13 protein-coding genes are annotated in these 15,314 nt (G+C 67.3%); 2 read left to right on the top strand and 11 right to left on the bottom strand.

Annotation, left to right across the window (positions count from 1 at the left end; translation table 11 throughout):
* Positions 1–19 precede the first annotated feature (19 nt).
* Positions 20–664, top strand: coding sequence for a glutathione transferase (yfcF, locus tag U5775_RS00790; RefSeq protein WP_415913485.1), 645 nt, complete (start codon positions 20–22; stop codon positions 662–664).
* A gap of 56 nt (positions 665–720) precedes the next feature.
* Here yfcF and U5775_RS00785 read toward each other — a convergent pair whose 3' ends face one another.
* From U5775_RS00785 to U5775_RS00740, 10 genes are all read right to left on the bottom strand, one after another.
* Positions 721–1,743, bottom strand: coding sequence for an Ldh family oxidoreductase (locus tag U5775_RS00785; RefSeq protein ID WP_322056211.1), 1,023 nt, complete (start codon positions 1,741–1,743; stop codon positions 721–723).
* Positions 1,736–3,328, bottom strand: a complete 1,593-nt coding sequence (locus U5775_RS00780) for an aldehyde dehydrogenase (NADP(+)) (RefSeq protein WP_322056210.1) — start codon at positions 3,326–3,328, stop codon at positions 1,736–1,738. The genes U5775_RS00785 and U5775_RS00780 overlap by 8 nt, the downstream gene beginning before the upstream one ends.
* A 108-nt stretch (positions 3,329–3,436) precedes the next feature.
* Positions 3,437–5,074: an APC family permease gene (locus tag U5775_RS00775; protein WP_322056209.1), complete on the bottom strand. Its 1,638-nt coding sequence runs from the start codon at positions 5,072–5,074 to the stop codon at positions 3,437–3,439.
* A gap of 407 nt (positions 5,075–5,481) precedes the next feature.
* The gene (locus tag U5775_RS00770) at positions 5,482–6,402 is read right to left on the bottom strand and encodes a dihydrodipicolinate synthase family protein (RefSeq protein ID WP_322056208.1); all 921 of its coding nucleotides are present in this window, start codon (positions 6,400–6,402) and stop codon (positions 5,482–5,484) included.
* Positions 6,403–6,634: 232 nt separating this feature from the next.
* Positions 6,635–7,408, bottom strand: a complete 774-nt coding sequence (locus U5775_RS00765; protein ID WP_322056207.1) for an AraC family transcriptional regulator — start codon at positions 7,406–7,408, stop codon at positions 6,635–6,637.
* Positions 7,409–7,540: 132 nt separating this feature from the next.
* On the bottom strand, positions 7,541–8,818 hold the full coding sequence (locus U5775_RS00760) for an FAD-dependent oxidoreductase (RefSeq protein ID WP_322056206.1): 1,278 nt from the start codon (positions 8,816–8,818) through the stop codon (positions 7,541–7,543).
* Positions 8,815–9,081 carry a (2Fe-2S)-binding protein gene (locus U5775_RS00755; RefSeq protein WP_322056205.1) on the bottom strand — a complete coding sequence of 89 codons (267 nt, stop codon included), beginning with the start codon at positions 9,079–9,081 and terminating at the stop codon, positions 8,815–8,817. Before U5775_RS00755 ends, U5775_RS00760 begins: the two co-directional genes overlap by 4 nt.
* Entirely contained in the window at positions 9,074–10,252 is a 1,179-nt protein-coding gene (locus U5775_RS00750) for an FAD-dependent oxidoreductase (RefSeq protein WP_322056204.1), read from the bottom strand. Before U5775_RS00750 ends, U5775_RS00755 begins: the two co-directional genes overlap by 8 nt.
* A gap of 8 nt (positions 10,253–10,260) precedes the next feature.
* A complete protein-coding gene (locus U5775_RS00745) occupies positions 10,261–11,220 on the bottom strand; it encodes a 4-hydroxyproline epimerase (RefSeq protein ID WP_322056507.1) in 960 nt (319 codons plus the stop codon).
* Between the two features lie 158 nt (positions 11,221–11,378).
* Positions 11,379–12,326 carry a DMT family transporter gene (locus tag U5775_RS00740; protein WP_322056203.1) on the bottom strand — a complete coding sequence of 316 codons (948 nt, stop codon included), beginning with the start codon at positions 12,324–12,326 and terminating at the stop codon, positions 11,379–11,381.
* A gap of 289 nt (positions 12,327–12,615) precedes the next feature.
* On the opposite strand from U5775_RS00740, the gene U5775_RS00735 reads away from it, so the two are divergent.
* Positions 12,616–13,146, top strand: a complete 531-nt coding sequence (locus U5775_RS00735; RefSeq protein WP_322056202.1) for a hypothetical protein — start codon at positions 12,616–12,618, stop codon at positions 13,144–13,146.
* 7 nt (positions 13,147–13,153) lie between these two features.
* On the opposite strand, the gene U5775_RS00730 is transcribed toward U5775_RS00735, so the two are convergent.
* The gene (locus U5775_RS00730) at positions 13,154–15,304 is read right to left on the bottom strand and encodes a TonB-dependent siderophore receptor (RefSeq protein WP_415913484.1); all 2,151 of its coding nucleotides are present in this window, start codon (positions 15,302–15,304) and stop codon (positions 13,154–13,156) included.
* Between the last annotated feature and the right edge of the window lie 10 nt (positions 15,305–15,314).

Raw genomic sequence — 15,314 nt, 5'->3', positions numbered from 1 at the left:
GCGCCTCGCGCCGCGCTCAATGGAGACAGACTTGCAGAATCCGACGCTTGAACTCTATACCGATGCGCACTACGCGAGCCCCTATGCGATGTCGGTTTTCGTGGCGCTCCACGAGAAGGGGCTGCCCTTCGAACTACGCCGCGTCGATCTTGAGCAGCAGGCCCAGCAGGCGCCGGGCTATGCCGCGACCTCGCTCACGCAGCGCGTGCCCACGCTGATCCATAACGGCTTCGCGCTTTCGGAATCGACGGCGATCATCGAGTATCTCGACGAGGTCTTTCCCGAGCCGCCCGTCTATCCCGGGGACCGGCACCATCGCGCACGCGCGCGCCAGATTCAGGCGTGGTTGCGCAGCGACCTCCTGCAGTTGCGCACGGAACGCCCGACCGAGGTGCTGTTTCGTCACCCGTTCGATACGCCGCTTTCCGAGGTCGCCAAGGCCGGCGCGCGCAAGCTCTTCGCGGCCTGCGAGACGCTGCTCGGCCAGGGACAGCCCAATCTGTTCGGCGCCTGGTGCATCGCCGATACCGATCTCGCGCTGATGCTCAACCGGCTGGTGCTGAATGGCGACCCGGTCCCGCCGCTGCTCGCGGACTATGCGAAGTACCAGTGGCAGCGGCCCTCCGTGCAGCGCTGGGTAGCGCTGAAGCGGCCGGCGCTTTGATGGGGCAGCCGCTTGCGGGCCGCGATGGCGCCGGCGGCGGCCGAGCCATCAATCGCTCACTCGAACAAGCACATCACATCGTCATAGAGCGCTTGCGGAATACGCACCCCATCGCGCTCGCTCCGCTCGCGCGCATCGAACCGCCGTTGCGAAGGCAAGCGCGCGCCCTGCCCGACCACGGCCTCGAACATCCGCTCGGCCCGTTCCTGCCCCGCCTGGTAATCCGCGCCCAGGAACCGCCTCGGATCGAACGCGATCACCAGTTCGCCGTGGCAAGGGCTCGCGCCCGCGCCATCGTCGAAGGCCTGCGATTCCATGCTCGTGAGATCGCCGATCAGCGCGCCCGCGAGCAGTTCCACCATGGCCGCCAGCGCCGAGCCCTTGTGGCCGCCGAAGGTCTGCATCGCGCCTTCGAGCGCGGCGCGCGCATCGGTGGTCGGCTGGCCTTCGCGGTCGATCGCCCAATGCGCAGGAATCGGCTTGCCTTCGCGCGCGTGCAGTTCGATGTCGCCGCGCGCAATCGCGCTGGTCGCGAAGTCGAAGACGAACGGATGGCCGTGCTCGCGCGGCCACGCGAACGCGATCGGGTTGGTGCCGAACACGCCGCGCGTGCCGCCCGCCGGCGCGACCCAGCTATGGCTCGGGTTCATCGCGAGGCCGACGAGGCCCTGCGCCGCAATCGCCTCCACCTCGGGCCATAGCGCCGAAAAGTGAAAGCAGCGGTTGATCGCCATGGCGGCCAGCCCTTGCGTGCGGGCCTTTTCCGCCAGCACCGGCAAGCCCGTCTCGAAGGCCAGCAACGAGAAGCCATAATGCGCGTCCACGGCGAGCACGCCCGGCGACACGTCGCGCAAGGTGGGCTCCGCGCAGGGATCGACCTTGCCGCTACGCACCGAGCGCACGCAGCCGAGCAGACGATAGATGCCGTGCGAATGGCATTCGTCGCGCTGGCCCTGAGTGATGACGCGCGCAATGGCATCCGCATGCGCGCTCGACATGCCGTGATGCATGAGCGCCTTACGTGCGAGCGCAAAGAGTTCGTCGAGCGAGAGCACGACGCCCGCTGATTGATTAGTCATCCCGATCACCTTGATATTCGATCACGCCGTGCACGCGCCGCGCGAGACCGAGCGGATTGCCTTCGCGCAGCGCCACCGGCAGCAACGCGTCCGGCAAGTCCTGATACGAGACCGGGCGCAGGAAGCGTTCGATGGCGCGGCTGCCCACCGAGGTCGTGCGCGCGTCCGAGGTCGCGGGAAAGGGCCCGCCATGCACCATCGCGTGCGCCACTTCCACGCCGGTGCCGAAGCCGTTCGCGAGGACGCGGCCCGCCTTGCGTTCGAGCGTCGGCAGGAGCGTGCGGCAGGCCCCGTGGTCGGCGTCGTCCAGGTGCACGGCCACCGTCAACTGGCCTTCGAGCGCCTTCAGCACGTCATGCAGCTCGTGCAGATCCTTGCAACGCACGATCAGCGACGCCGGGCCGAATACCTCGTCGCGCAATGCCGGCTGCGCGAGGAACGCTTCGGCCGTGGTCGCGAAGAGCGCCGCCTGGGCGTCGAAGCGGCCGCCCGCTGCACCGCTGGCGAGCCGTTCCACGCTCGGGTTCGCGGCGAGACGCTCGACGCCCTTGCAGTAGTTCGCGTGAATGCCGGGCGTGAGCATCGTCGCTGCATTCGCGTTGGCGAGCGCGACGCTCGCGGCCTGCTCGAATGCGCGCAAGGACTCGCCTTGCACGGCCAGCACGAGACCCGGATTCGTGCAGAACTGTCCCGCGCCCAGCGTGAGCGACGCGGCGAACTGCTGTGCAATCGCCGCGCCGCGCGCGTCCAGCGCACCCGGCAGCAGCACGACGGGATTAATCGAACTCATCTCCGCATAGACCGGCACCGGCTCCGCGCGCGCATTCGCGATCTTCATGAGCGCCACGCCCGCGGCGCGCGAGCCCGTGAAGCCCACCGCCTTGATACGGTGATCGGCCACGAGCGCCTGGCCGATGGCGAGCCCGCTGTCGAACAGCATCGAGAATACGCCTTCGGGCAAGCCGCAGATCTGCACCGCGCGCTGGATCGCGCGCCCCACGAGTTCGGAAGTGCCGGGGTGCGCGCTATGCGCCTTCACGATGACGGCGCAGCCGGCCGCCAGCGCCGATGCCGTATCGCCGCCCGCCACCGAAAACGCCAGCGGGAAATTCGATGCGCCGAACACGGCCACCGGCCCCAGCGCGATGTTGCGCAGACGCAGGTCCACACGCGGCATGGGCTTGCGTTCGGGCTGCGCGGGATCGATGCGCGCGTCGACGAAATCGCCGTTGCGCAGCACCGCCGCAAAGAGCTTGAGCTGCCCGACCGTGCGCGCGCGTTCGCCCTCGATACGCGCGCGCGGCAAGCCGGTTTCGGCCATGCAGCGCTCGATCAGCGCATCGCCGATCGCATTGATCTGCTCTCCTATGGTTTCGAGGAAAGCGGCGCGCGTTTCCAGATCCGTCTCGCGGTACGCATCGAAGGCGCTCTCCGCGAGCGCGCAGGCGCGCTCGAGGTCATGCTGCGTCGCGCCGCCGAATGCGGGTTCGAGCGCCTCGCCCGTGCGAGCGTCCACGCCATGAAATGCGCCGTTCGTGCCTGGCACGCTTGCCGCGCCGATCAGCGACTGGCCGGTTAAGGTCATATTGCCCCCTAAAAAAACACCAGGCCTGCGAGGCCCGGCTTGAAACGAATCGGAATCCGGCGGCGTCAAGGCGTATGGCCAGCCGCCGCCGGAACAAGGACGGCGGCGTTACTGATCGTCGTCGTCGAGTTGCAGCTTGTGGGCCGGCACGCCGGTACTGGCGCCCCAGTAATAGATGCCGAGGCTCGCGAGCGCGACCACCACCGTGTCGTAGGGATGCGCGAGCGTCCCCGTGCCGCCGAAACTGCCCTGCCACGAGAGCACGATCATCAGCGCATAGAACGCGATGAGCCACATCGACGAACGCACCTGCTCCGCCAGGCTCAACTGGCGCGTCGGCACGAAGCGGCCTGCCGCGAGATAGATCACGAACATCACGATCTGCAGACCGAGCAGCCACGAAACGGTGCCCCAGCCCGACCAGTAGACGATCAGCGCGGCAATCACGAACGACACCGGCCCGACGATGCCGAAGCGCCCGACGCGAAACGGACGCGCCATATCGGGCGCATTGCGGCGCAGCGCGGCGACGGAAATGGGCGCAACCGCATAGCTGAGCACGAGCGCCGCCGACACCACGTTGATGAGCGCTTCCCACGAAGGAAACGGCAACGTCCAGAACACCGCGAGCGCGAACGTGAGCCACAGGCCCGGACGCGGAATGCCCGAGGCCTCGTCCACGCGCGTGAACACGCGGAAGAACGTGCCCGTCTTCGCCCATGCGTAGACCACGCGCGGCGTGGCGTTCATATAGATGTTGCCGCAACCGCTCGGCGAAATCGCCGCGTCGGCCACCACCATATAGGCGAGCCAGCCCACGCCCAGCGCGAGCGCGATGTCGCGGTACGGCAGCGAGAACGCCTTGCTCACGCCTTCCCAGCCGTGCTTGAGCGTATCGGTCGGAATGCCGCCGATGAACGCGAGTTGCAGCAGCACGTAGATCAGCGTGGAAAGCAGCACCGAGAGGATCAGCGCGATGGGGATCGTGCGCTGCGGATTGCGCACTTCGCTCGCCACCGAGATGATCGGCGTGAGGCCGAGGTAGGCGAAGATGATGCCGCCCGCCGAGACCGCCATTTCGATGCCCGACATGCCGAACGGCGCGAAGCCGTGCACCGTGAGATTGGCCGGCTTGAAGAAGGTGAACAGCACGCCGATCACGGAGAGCGGCACGATGAACTTGAAGATGCTGATGAGGTTGTTCGCGCGCGCGAAGGTCTTCACGCTCGAATAGTTGAGCCAGAAGAACAGGCACAGGAGTGCGAACTGAACGAGCCAGCCCACCGTCGTGGGATTGCCCGAACCGGGCTTGCTCAGCATGGGGAACCATGCGGCGGCGTACTGGCGCGCGGCCACCACTTCAATGGCGATCAGGCTCGAGAATGCGATGAGCGTGACGAAGCCCATCAGATAGCCGAGCAGCGGGCCATGCGAGTACACGGGATAGCGCACCACGCCGCCCGCGCGCGGCAGCGCCGCCCCGAGCTCGCAATAGACGATGCCGAGCAGCAGCACCGCAAAGCCGCCGATCAGCCAGGAAACAATGCCGGCCGGCCCCGCGATGGCCGAGACGTGGCTGGAGGCGAACAGCCACCCCGAGCCGAAGATGGCGCCAAGGCCGATGAAGGTGAGGTCGGTGAGCGAGAGTTGCTTCTTGAAGCGGCCGGCGCCGCCCTGGTCGCCGGCGGTGTTGTCCGCCGTATTGTTTAGAGGTACAGAACGATGCAGATTGCCTTGCGTGGACATATAGCCGTGTCTCCTCGTATAGGAATGAGGCCGCGGGCGTTACGTAGCCGTGCCGCGACCGAGGGCCTGTTCCCGCTAATAACAGGCTCGCGAACGCGCCTTTCCGGTCGCAGTGCAAGGAGTAAGGAGCGCCGTTTGGCCGAGCCAAACAAGCGACGCGCGACGCCGCAATGCGGCCGGAAAGACACGTTCCCCAAATCAATAATTTCAATCCAGGGGCTGGCTGCCAGAAGGGCCGATCGCCGCGTCATACTCCTCACGAATACGTCGAGTATTCGCTTCGTCGCAATCCTCGCGCTCGGCCCTTCTGGCGGCCAGCGCGAGCCTGTTATTAGCGGGAACAGGCCCTGAGTCCGGCAGGCACGGCTACGCAAATTGCGCCGCGCGGCGTGCGAGGGCGTCAGGCTTTACAGACCCACGTCGGGCAGTTGCGGGCGCGTCGCAAGCGCCTTCTCCACCACCGCCTTCACGTGCGCGAGCGCTTCGCCTTCGAGCGCGAGGCGCGGCGGACGCGTGAGCGCGCTGCCACGGCCCACGAGCTCTTCGCACAGCTTGATGCACTGCACGAGGTCCGGACGCGCGTCCAGGTGCAGCAGCGGCATGAACCAGTGATAGAGCGCGAGCGCTTCCTCGAAACGCTTTTGCCTGGCGAGGCGGAACAGCGTCTCGCCTTCTTTCGGGAACACGTTCGACATGCCCGAGACCCAGCCCTGCGCGCCCACGGCAATGCTCTCGACCACCACGTCGTCGAGGCCCGCGAACAGCACGAAGCGGTCGCCCACGGCGTTGCGCAGGTCGATGAAGCGGCGCGTGTCGCCCGAGGAGTCCTTGAAGCAGACGATGTTTTCGCAATCCTGAATGGCGATCAGCACGTCGGGCGTGACGTCGTTCTTGTAGATCGGCGGATTGTTGTAGACCATCACGGGCAGGTCGGTGCTCGACGCCACCGCGCGAAAGTGCGCGGCCGTCTCGTGCGGCTTGGCCGAGTACACGAGCGCCGGCATCACCATCACGCCGTCCACGCCCACGCGCTGCGCTTCGCGCACGGTCTGACGCGCGAACTCGGTGGTGAACTCGGCCACGCCCGCGATCACCGGCACCTTGCCGCCCGCCGCGTCGCGCGCCGCTTCGATCACGGCCAGCTTCTCGTTCGTGTTGAGCGAGGTGTTCTCGCCCACGGTGCCGCAGACGACGAGGCCCGAGACGCCGTCCTTGACGAGGTTGCTCACCACGCGGTGAGTCGCATCGATATCGACCGAGAAGTCCGGCTTGAACTGGGTGCTGACGGCGGGAAACACCCCGCTCCATTGGATAGCGTTACGGCTCACAGTGACAATCTCCTTCGTTGAATGAATCGCGCCAACACGGTGTGGCGATGTGAAGAAGTATCGCTATCCGGGCCGCGTAATGCTTGGGGGCTTTCGCGACTCAAAAAGACGAAATCGGCACAATCGGGCAAGCGCGCAGCGCCTATGCGGGCACTATCCGGGACAACCCCTGGAAATTCGCGCGCGAAACTTGCTTATTTGTGGCTTGGATAGAGCGCAGCGGCGTGCCAGCTCAATCCGCGTCGCCCGATTGCGGATGCAGCAGCGAGCGATATTGGCTCGGCGTCAGGCCCACCGTGGCCTTGAATTGCCGCGTAAACGCGCTGTGATCGTTATAGCCGCAGCGCGTGGCAATGTCGGTGATGCTGAGGTCGCCCGCGAGCAGTTCGGAGGCTGCATCGAGCCGCGTTTTCAGCAGCATCTGGCGCGGCGTGAGATGGTAGATCTTGTGGAAGTAGCGCTCGATCTGCGCCACCGACATGTTGATGAGCGTGGCGAGATGCGAGAGCTTGAGCGGCTGCGCGTAGTTGTCCTGGATGTACTTCGCGGCAATGGCGAGGCGTTGATACGCGGGGTGCGTGCCCTCGGCCGCCTGCAGGTCGCGCGAGATGCCGGCCACGCCCAGCACACGGCCTTGCGCATCGTGCAGCGGCACTTTCGAGGTCAGGCACCAGCCCGGCTGGCGCCCCGGATACAGATGCAGTTCGAGCTGGTCGATGAGCCGGCTGTTCTGGCGCACGACGGCCTCGTCCTGCTCCGTATAGATGCGGCCGAAACGCATCGGGAACACTTCTTCGGCCCGCTTGCCGAGCAGCGCGCGCTTGTCCTTGAAGCCGCAGCGCGCCGCGAGCGTGACGTTGGCGATCACGTAGCGCGCCTCGTGGTCCTTCACGAAGAAGACCACATCGGGCATCGCGTCGAAGAGCGGTTCGAGCAGCGAGAAATGCGCCACCATCTGCGGCAGCGTCGTGTGTTCGTGGGCGGTGGGCAGAACCAGTTCGGGCATTACGAAGTGTGGCGAGTCGGGATCCGCTCGATTATGCCCTTGCCATGCGTGCTTGCGCATCCGCGAAAGAAAATCGGGCGGCGCAATGTTCGCGCCGCCCGATGATGACTGTGCAGATGCACAGGCCCAGCGTCATGCCTCGCTCTGCACTTCGAGCAAGGTGCCGATGCGTGCCGGTGAAAACGGCGGCCGCTGGCCGGCCTGTCCATTGCGCGGCCAGCCGAAGCAGAACGCCGCCGCCTCGCCGCAGATCTTGCCCTGGCAGGGGCCCATGCCGCAGCGCGTCTGAAGCTTCGCGTCACGCCATGAGGAGTATTGCGCGGCGTCGCCGAAGCGCACGTCCTCGCAACGGCACAGCACGGTATCGGGCGCGGCGAGCGTGCGCAATTGCGGATCGAGCGCGAAGGCTTCGTGCAGGCGCGCGGCAAAGCGCCGGTAGCGCTCGCGTTGCGCGAATAGTCCGCGCGCCTGCGCGTCCTCGCCCAGGGCCGCATACGCCGCGATGCGGCCTTCCACGGCGGCGAGCTCCATGCCGCCCACGCCCGTGCATTCGCCCGCTGCGTAGACATCGGGCATCGAGGTGGCTTGCAAGGCATCGGCAACAATCGCCGCCACGCCCTGCGATTCATCGATCCGGCAACCGAGCGCCGCGCCCACGAGCGTATTCGGCACGAGTCCATAGGCGCACGCGAGGCGATCGCAATCGATGCTCATGTCGCCGTTTGCGGTGCGAACGCGCACGTGCGTGAGTTGCGTCTCGCCGCCCGCCGCCGCCACGTGCGCGCCGCAGAGGTAGGGCGTCGCGCGCAGATCGAAGCGCATGCGCAGCGCCTGCACGAGCTTCGCGGGCGTCGCCACGAGGCCAGCCGCGAACTGGCGCACCGCATGCGGCGGCGCCTGCTCGACGATGGCCGCCACCCGCGCGCCATGCTCGCGCGCCGTGACGGCGGCGGCCCACAGGAGCGGCCCCGTCCCCGCGATCACGATACGTTCGCCGCGCACTGGCATGCCGCCTTTCACGAGCGCCTGGAGGCCGCCCGCGCCCGTGACGCCCGGCAGCGTCCAGCCCGGATAGGGCAGGAAACGTTCGCGCGCGCCCGTCGCCACGATGAGCTTGCCGTAATCGACCGTATAGCCGCGCGCGGCGTCTTCGACCAACAGTTGCCGCGCGCCGCTCGCCTGCACGACGCGCGTGCCGCTCAGGCGCCTGACGTTGGGCAGTTTCTCGATCGACTCGATGGCCTCGCGCGCGTGGCCCGCAGGCGGATGCTGCGGACCCTGGCGCCAGATCTGACCGCCCGGCAAGGCATTGTCGTCGACGATGCCGACCTGTGCGCCCGCATGCGCCGCCACGCGCGCCGCGTTGAGTCCCGCGGGGCCCGCGCCGATAATCAGGATATCGAACTTCATTCGGCGGCTCTCCCCGTGACCACCTGCATGCCGTCCGCGCAAAGCGTCTGGCAGGCGAGCCGATGCCGCACGCCGTCGATCGTCACGCGGCATTCCTGGCACACGCCCATGCCGCACAGCGGTCCGCGCAAGGCGCCGCTCACGGAACGGCGCGTGACCACGCCCACATGATTCGTTGCGAGCGCAACGGCTGCCACGACCGAACTGCCGCGCGCGACGCTGACGCTGCGGCCATCCACCTGGAGCGTAATCGTCTCAGACATGCGTGGCTCCCGTGTGCGCGACATGCGTCGCGGCATCGGCCGCAAAGCGCGCCGGCAAATACGGCGCGGCGTCGATCCGCAACGCGTCCGACGCGCCCAGCATCTGCGCGGCGATCAGCTTGCCCGTGGCCAGCGCCGTCGTCACGCCCAGACCCTCGTGCCCCGTGGCGAGCCACGTCGAGCGATGGCACGCGTCGCCGGCAAATTGCGCGGCGGGGCCGATCAGCGGCAGGCCATCGCGGGTCGCGGGCCGGAAGCCCGTCCATGCTCGAATCGCATTGAGCGAGGGCAGCTCCGGCAGATACTCGGCTGCGCGGCGCAGCATGCGCGCGAGGATCGCGGGCTCCACGGCGGGATCGAGGCTGTCGAACTGGCGCGACGAACCGATCAGCAATTGCCCCGTAGGGCGCGGCTGCACGTTGAACGCCACCGAGGTGCCCGTCGTGTTGTGCGCGCTCTTGATATAGCCGAGCTCGAGCACCTGATGGCGCACCGTGCCCGGGTAGCGGTCCGTGATCAGCAGATGCCCTTTTTTTGCCTGCATCGGCAGGCCGGGCAGCAACTCGGCGGCTTGCAGGCCGTTGGCGAGCAGCACCGCGCCTGCGGCCAGCGTCTCGCCATCCGCCAGCATCACGCCCGCGCGGTCCACGCGCGCCACGCGCGTCTGCAGCCTGCACGTCATGCGCCCTTTCACCGGCTGCGCGAGCAGCCATGCGGCGACAGCGGGCGCATAGACCACGGCGTCGTCGGGAATCACCATGCCGCCTCGCAAGTCCTGGCGCAAGGCGGGCTCCGCCTCGCGCACCTGTTGCGCATCGAGCATCGCGCACGCCACGCCCTGGCTTTCGAGCGCCTGCTGGCGCGTTTGCGCGAGTGCGTATTCCTCGTCGTCGGTGGCCACCCAGAGCGTGCCGCAGCGCACGAACGCCTCGCGCGCGGAAAGGCGCGGCGCGAGATCGAGCCAGAGCTCGCGCGACCATGCCGAAAGCGCGAACTCCGCGGGCGAATCGTCCATCACCACGAGGTGCCCCATGCCCGCCGCGCTCACGCCGGCGCCCACGCCCGCGCGTTCGAGCACGAGCACGTCGGCGCCCTGCTGCGCGAGCTCACAGGCGCACGCCGCCCCCACGATGCCCGCGCCCACCACGATCACGTCGGGACAGGAACCCATCGCCTTCATCACGCGCGAATGCCCCAGGCGAAGGGGTCGTCGTCGCCGAAGATCAGCCGGGCTTCGGCGCTCACGTGCGCCGTGCCGCGAATGCTCGGGCGCACGTAGCCGGGCGCGAGGTCCGCGCCGCGTTCGTACTGCGCCTCGAACACGCTGCCCACGATGCTCTCCTGGCGCCACGTCGCGCCCGGTGCGAGCGCGTCGTCGGCGGCGAGGCACGCGATCTTCGCGCTCGTGCCCGTGCCGCACGGCGAGCGGTCGTAGGCCTTGCCGGGGCACAGCACGAAATTACGGCTGTCGATGCCCGGTTTGCCGGAATGGGCGAACAGCTCGATATGGTCGATCAGCGCGCCGCCCTCGCCCGTGATGCCGTTGGCTTCGAGCGCCTGGCGGATGGCCCACGAGGTTTCCGTGAGCGATTCCACGTTGGCGAATTCGAGTGACTGGCCGTGATCGGAGACGAGGAAGAACCAGTTGCCGCCCCAGGCGATGTCGCCGTGGATGCGCCCGAGGCCGGGCACGTCGAGCGGCACGCCCTGGCGGTAGCGGTAGGCGGGCACGTTGCGCACCGTCACGCTGCGGTCCGCGTGCAGCTCGGCCTCGACCACGCCCACCGGCGTTTCGATCCGGTGCACGCCCGGCGCGATGCGCCCCAGATGCGCGAGCGAAACGATCAAGCCGATCGTGCCGTGCCCGCACATGCCGAGAAAGCCCACGTTGTTGAAGAAGATCACGCCCGCCGAGCACGCGGGGTCATGCGGCTCGCAGAGCAGCGCGCCGACCATCACGTCCGAGCCGCGCGGCTCGTTGACGACGCCGGCGCGCACGCTGTCGAAGTCGCGGCGGAAGATTTCGAGCCGCTCGCTGAGCGGGCCGCGGCCCAGCTCGGGGCCGCCTTCGGTCACGAGCCGCGTGGGCTCGCCGCCGGTATGGGAGTCGATTACGGTGAGGGTTTTCATGCCGACAATCGTAGGTCTCGCCCGTCGGGCCGTCTTGTTCGAACGGCCCTTCGGCAATGACGATTTCGGCATAGCGCGCGCCGCGCACGAACATCACGCGCGCATTCGTATGAGTGTTTGGGCGGGGAGGCCTCAGGCTACGCGCGGGCGGCCCGCGGTTGCATCGCTCAAACGCCCGCCCCACCCTCGGCGCGCGGGCCTCGCACGAACAGCTGGCGCAGCCATGCCTGGCCGTTCACGATCAGCAGCCCCACGAGCACGAGCGCCGACCCCGCGAGAAACGCCGCATCGACATGTTCGTGCAGCAGCAGCACGCCCATCGCCACGCCAAAGAGCGGCGTCATGAACGAGAGCACGCCGAGGCGCGCCGCAAAATAGCGGCGCAGCAGCCAGAACCAGACGAGGTAGCTCACGAAGGCCACCGCGACGGTCTGGAACGCGAGGCTCGCGAGCGCGAGCGGCGCGCCGTGAAAGCGGCTCTGGCCGGTGGCGAACGCGAACGGCAGCAGCAGGACGAAGGCGCACGCGAGCTGGTAGAAGAGCGTCTGCGTGGGCGGCGCCTCGCTCAGGCGCGTGGTGCGCACGACCACCGTGGTCATGCCCCATGCCGCGCCGCCGCACAGCGCCATGAAGTCGCCGAACAGCCAGTTGGCGCTCGCCGCGTGGCCGCCGCCCACGAGCGTCGGGCCAAGAAACGCGACGGCGATCCCCACGAACGCAAGGCCGATGCCCGCCCACTGGAGGCGCGCGAGGCGCTCGTCGGGCAGCTTCAAATGGAGGCCGATGGCCGCGAACATGGGCGCGGTATAGAGCAGCACGGCCACGTGCGAGGCATTGGTCCGGCGCAGCGCCTCGGCAATGAACAGGAATTCGAGCGCGAACAGCACGCCCACCACGAGCCCCGAGCGCAGCGCGATGCCGGGCAGCCAGCGCTCGCGCGCGACGAACCGGTTGAACAGCCAGACGAGCACGGCCGCGCCGCCCGAGCGCACGCTCACCTGCATCATGGGCGCGATATCGCCGGCCACCGATTTGATCGCCACCTGCTGAACGCCCCAGATCAGGCACAGCGTCACCATGATGGCGATAGCTGCGCCGTCCACATGCTTTCTCATTCCCGGCCCGCCGAGTTATTCCTGACGGCGTAGTATTCACGCGTCAGGTTCAAGTCATATAGCGCAAAACTGACAACCGATAGCGATAGACCGCCAGGGGCACACCTACCCGCCACGTAGTGCCGATCGCTTCACACACCATTCGGGGTTTGTACGGGCCTGCACAGATTCGGATAGCAAGTCGCAATTGACTGACTAGAATGAGTGAGTGCAAGTGCAGCGGCAAAGGCGGTCTGTTCGGACACAACATTCGATAGCGTGACGTTTCCATTCCTCTGGAGGCATGTCCATGGCGTGCCTGAACGAAAGGATTGTCGGCGCAGTATGTCTCCTGCTGAGCGGGTACGCGCTCGCGGACGGCCCGATCGCGGACGCCCCTCTTGCGAACATGCCCGAGGAGATGACGGTCGCGAGTATCGCGCCGATGCCCGTGGAGGTCGTCCCTCCCATTCCCGCGCCGCAAAGCTATCTGCATCGCTATGAATTCCAGTATCAGGCAGAGCAGCACGCGCCCTTCGACGCGCAACTGCCGGACTTCTATAGCGCGCAGATCGCGCATGCCTACCGGTTCGGCGGCGGCAAGCTGGGACCGCCGCCGGAGCCGGGGCAGCAGACGTCCGGCGCGCTGCATCTGGGCATACCGGCAACGTCGCCGCTTGCGATCACCCAGTTGCCGGACGCCACCCTGGCGATCGGGGCGCAACCTCAGCGGCGGCTCTCGCTGACCGTCGACGACTGGGTGTTCTCCGCCACGGCGCGCGTCGCGATTCTGCATTCGCATAGCACGGGCGCGACGCTTTCGGTGCGGCGTGGTTTTTGAACACGCGTTAAAAATCGATCTTCGCGTTCAGGCTGATCGTGCGCGGATCGCCCGGCGCGATGTAGCTGTCGTACTGGAACATCCAGTAGCGGCGGTTCGTGAGATTGTCGATGGCGGCGCGCAGCGTCACGTCGTGGCCGCCGATGCGCGTCATGTAGTTCGCACCCACGTTCACGAGCATGTAGCCACCCGTCTCCAGATCGCCGGCCGGACGCACCTCAGTGTTGCCCGTGTACTTCGCGTCGGCGCCCACCTGCAGGCCCGGCACGAACGGCACGTCGTAGCTCACGCGCGCCGCCGCGACGAACTGCGGTGCGCCGGCCACGCGCTTGCCGTTGTACTGCTGGCCCTTCGCGTACCACGTGTCGAGCAGCATGACGTCGCCCGAGACCTGCCAGCTACGGCCAAGGCGCACGCTGCCGCCCGCCTCCAGACCTTCGTAGATCGAATCGCCGTCCTGCATCAGCACGTTCTGGCTGTTCGCATACGAGGCGCCACGCTCGATGCGGAACAGCGCCGCGTTCGCGCTCCAGCGCGCGTGCTCGCTCTTGATGCCGATTTCATACTGGCGCGAGCGCAGCGGATTGAGCACCGATCCGCCATTTGAATAGTTGTCCGCAACAACCTGGCCCGGCTCCAGCGACTCCACATAGCTCGCATAGAGCGTGGTTTGCGGCTCGAGCTTGTACATGAGCGCGAAGGTCGGCGTGACGACGCCGTTCTGCCCATAGGCCGCCGTCGTCGCGCCCGATACCGCAAAGCTTTCCTGATCGTAGTTCGTGTAGCGCAGGCCCGCGAGCACCGACCAGCGGCTCGTGATCTCGACGGTATCGCTCAGGAACAGCGCCTTCTGGTTGATTTCGCTCGAGCGATAGCTCTGCAGGCCGCTGCCCGAGTAGTAGCGCAACAGGTTGGGCTCGTACAGATTGCCATCGCCGAGCAGGCCCGAGCCCGGAGCCGTCGCCGCCGGATAGTCGTTGGTCTGATGCTGGATCGCCGCGCCGAACACCAGTTGATGCGTGAGCGGCCCGGTCTTCACCTTGCCCTCGAAGCTACCCTGCCAGTAGATGTCCTGATTGCTTTCGTCGCCGTTCCAGCGGCTGTCCTGATAGTCGCCAGCCTGATTGAGCAGGGTGAGCGTGCTCTCGTTGCGGTCGCGCGTCGACTTCGTATAGCTCGCCGAGGTGTTGAAGGTCCAGTCGGGCGCGATCTGGTATTTGACGCCCGCCGTGTAGAGCTGCAGGTTGGTGTTCAGGTGCTGGTCGGTGCCGCCGAGCCAGTTGGTGCCGCCGCTGATCGTCGCCGGCAGGCTCGTGCCGACGTAGCCCGGCGAGACATAGATCGCCGGCGTCTGACCGCTCGAACGGCTTTGCTGGTAGATCGCGTTGAAATAGACGTCGAGGTCGCGCGTGAGCTGCCCGTCGAGCGCGAGCGCCACCGAGTTGCGGTTGATGTCGCCCGCGTTATAGGTCTTGCCCGCCTCGTGCGTGTAATTGATGCGCGCGCCGAACATGCCGTCGGGGCCGAAGCGGCGGCTCAGGTCGACGTGCTGGGTCAGCACGCCGTCCATGTGGTAGCCGAGGTCGAAGCTCGTGACCGGGTCCGGGCCCGGCTTCTTCGTGACGTAATTGACCACGCCGCCCGGCTGCGCGAAGCCGTACATGAAGCCGCCGAGCCCCTTGAGCAGCTCGACGCGCTCGAGGTTCTCGTAGGGCATCGTGATGCCGTAGGAGATGAACGGATTGCCGTCGATGCGAAAGCCGTTCTGCCAGTCGATCGGCAGGCCGCGAATCGTGATGTAGGTGGCCCACGCGCTATAGGCGTTGCTGTTGTCGGTGACCGAGGCGTCGCCGGCGAACACGTCGCCGAGCTTGTTCGCCTGGCGGTCGGCGAGATCGTCGCCCGTGACCACGGTGGTCGAGAACGGCGTGTCGAGCTGCGAGCGCGTGCCGAGCGCGCCGCTCGACACCGGCGTCTCCAGGTGCAGCGGCGAGTCGGACACGGCGGCGGCGTTCACCTTCACGGCAGGCAGCGACTGCTCGGGGGCGGATTGGGCAAAAGCGGACTGCGCCGCCGCGGCAAACGTAAGCCAGGCGGCAACCCGCACTGGATGGAGGAGTCCGCGCCCCGTACGGCGTGTGGTTCGTTGATTGTTCATATCGGCCAGA

Origin of the sequence: Paraburkholderia sp. J63 (assembly GCF_905220245.1) — a bacterium.
Classification (GTDB): Bacteria; Pseudomonadota; Gammaproteobacteria; order Burkholderiales; family Burkholderiaceae; genus Paraburkholderia.
Note: the sequence above shows the minus strand (reverse complement) of the source record. Positions and strands in the feature narration are given on the sequence as shown.

Coding starts and splice junctions, on each gene's coding strand:
- yfcF (WP_415913485.1), top strand. CDS start 20: ATGGAGACAGACTTGCAGAATCCGACGCTTGAACTCTATACCGATGCG.
- U5775_RS00785 (WP_322056211.1), bottom strand. CDS start 1,743: ATGACTAATCAATCAGCGGGCGTCGTGCTCTCGCTCGACGAACTCTTT.
- U5775_RS00780 (WP_322056210.1), bottom strand. CDS start 3,328: ATGACCTTAACCGGCCAGTCGCTGATCGGCGCGGCAAGCGTGCCAGGC.
- U5775_RS00775 (WP_322056209.1), bottom strand. CDS start 5,074: ATGTCCACGCAAGGCAATCTGCATCGTTCTGTACCTCTAAACAATACG.
- U5775_RS00765 (WP_322056207.1), bottom strand. CDS start 7,408: ATGCCCGAACTGGTTCTGCCCACCGCCCACGAACACACGACGCTGCCG.
- U5775_RS00760 (WP_322056206.1), bottom strand. CDS start 8,818: ATGAAGTTCGATATCCTGATTATCGGCGCGGGCCCCGCGGGACTCAAC.
- U5775_RS00755 (WP_322056205.1), bottom strand. CDS start 9,081: ATGTCTGAGACGATTACGCTCCAGGTGGATGGCCGCAGCGTCAGCGTC.
- U5775_RS00750 (WP_322056204.1), bottom strand. CDS start 10,252: ATGGGTTCCTGTCCCGACGTGATCGTGGTGGGCGCGGGCATCGTGGGG.
- U5775_RS00740 (WP_322056203.1), bottom strand. CDS start 12,326: ATGAGAAAGCATGTGGACGGCGCAGCTATCGCCATCATGGTGACGCTG.
- U5775_RS00735 (WP_322056202.1), top strand. CDS start 12,616: ATGGCGTGCCTGAACGAAAGGATTGTCGGCGCAGTATGTCTCCTGCTG.
- U5775_RS00730 (WP_415913484.1), bottom strand. CDS start 15,304: ATGAACAATCAACGAACCACACGCCGTACGGGGCGCGGACTCCTCCAT.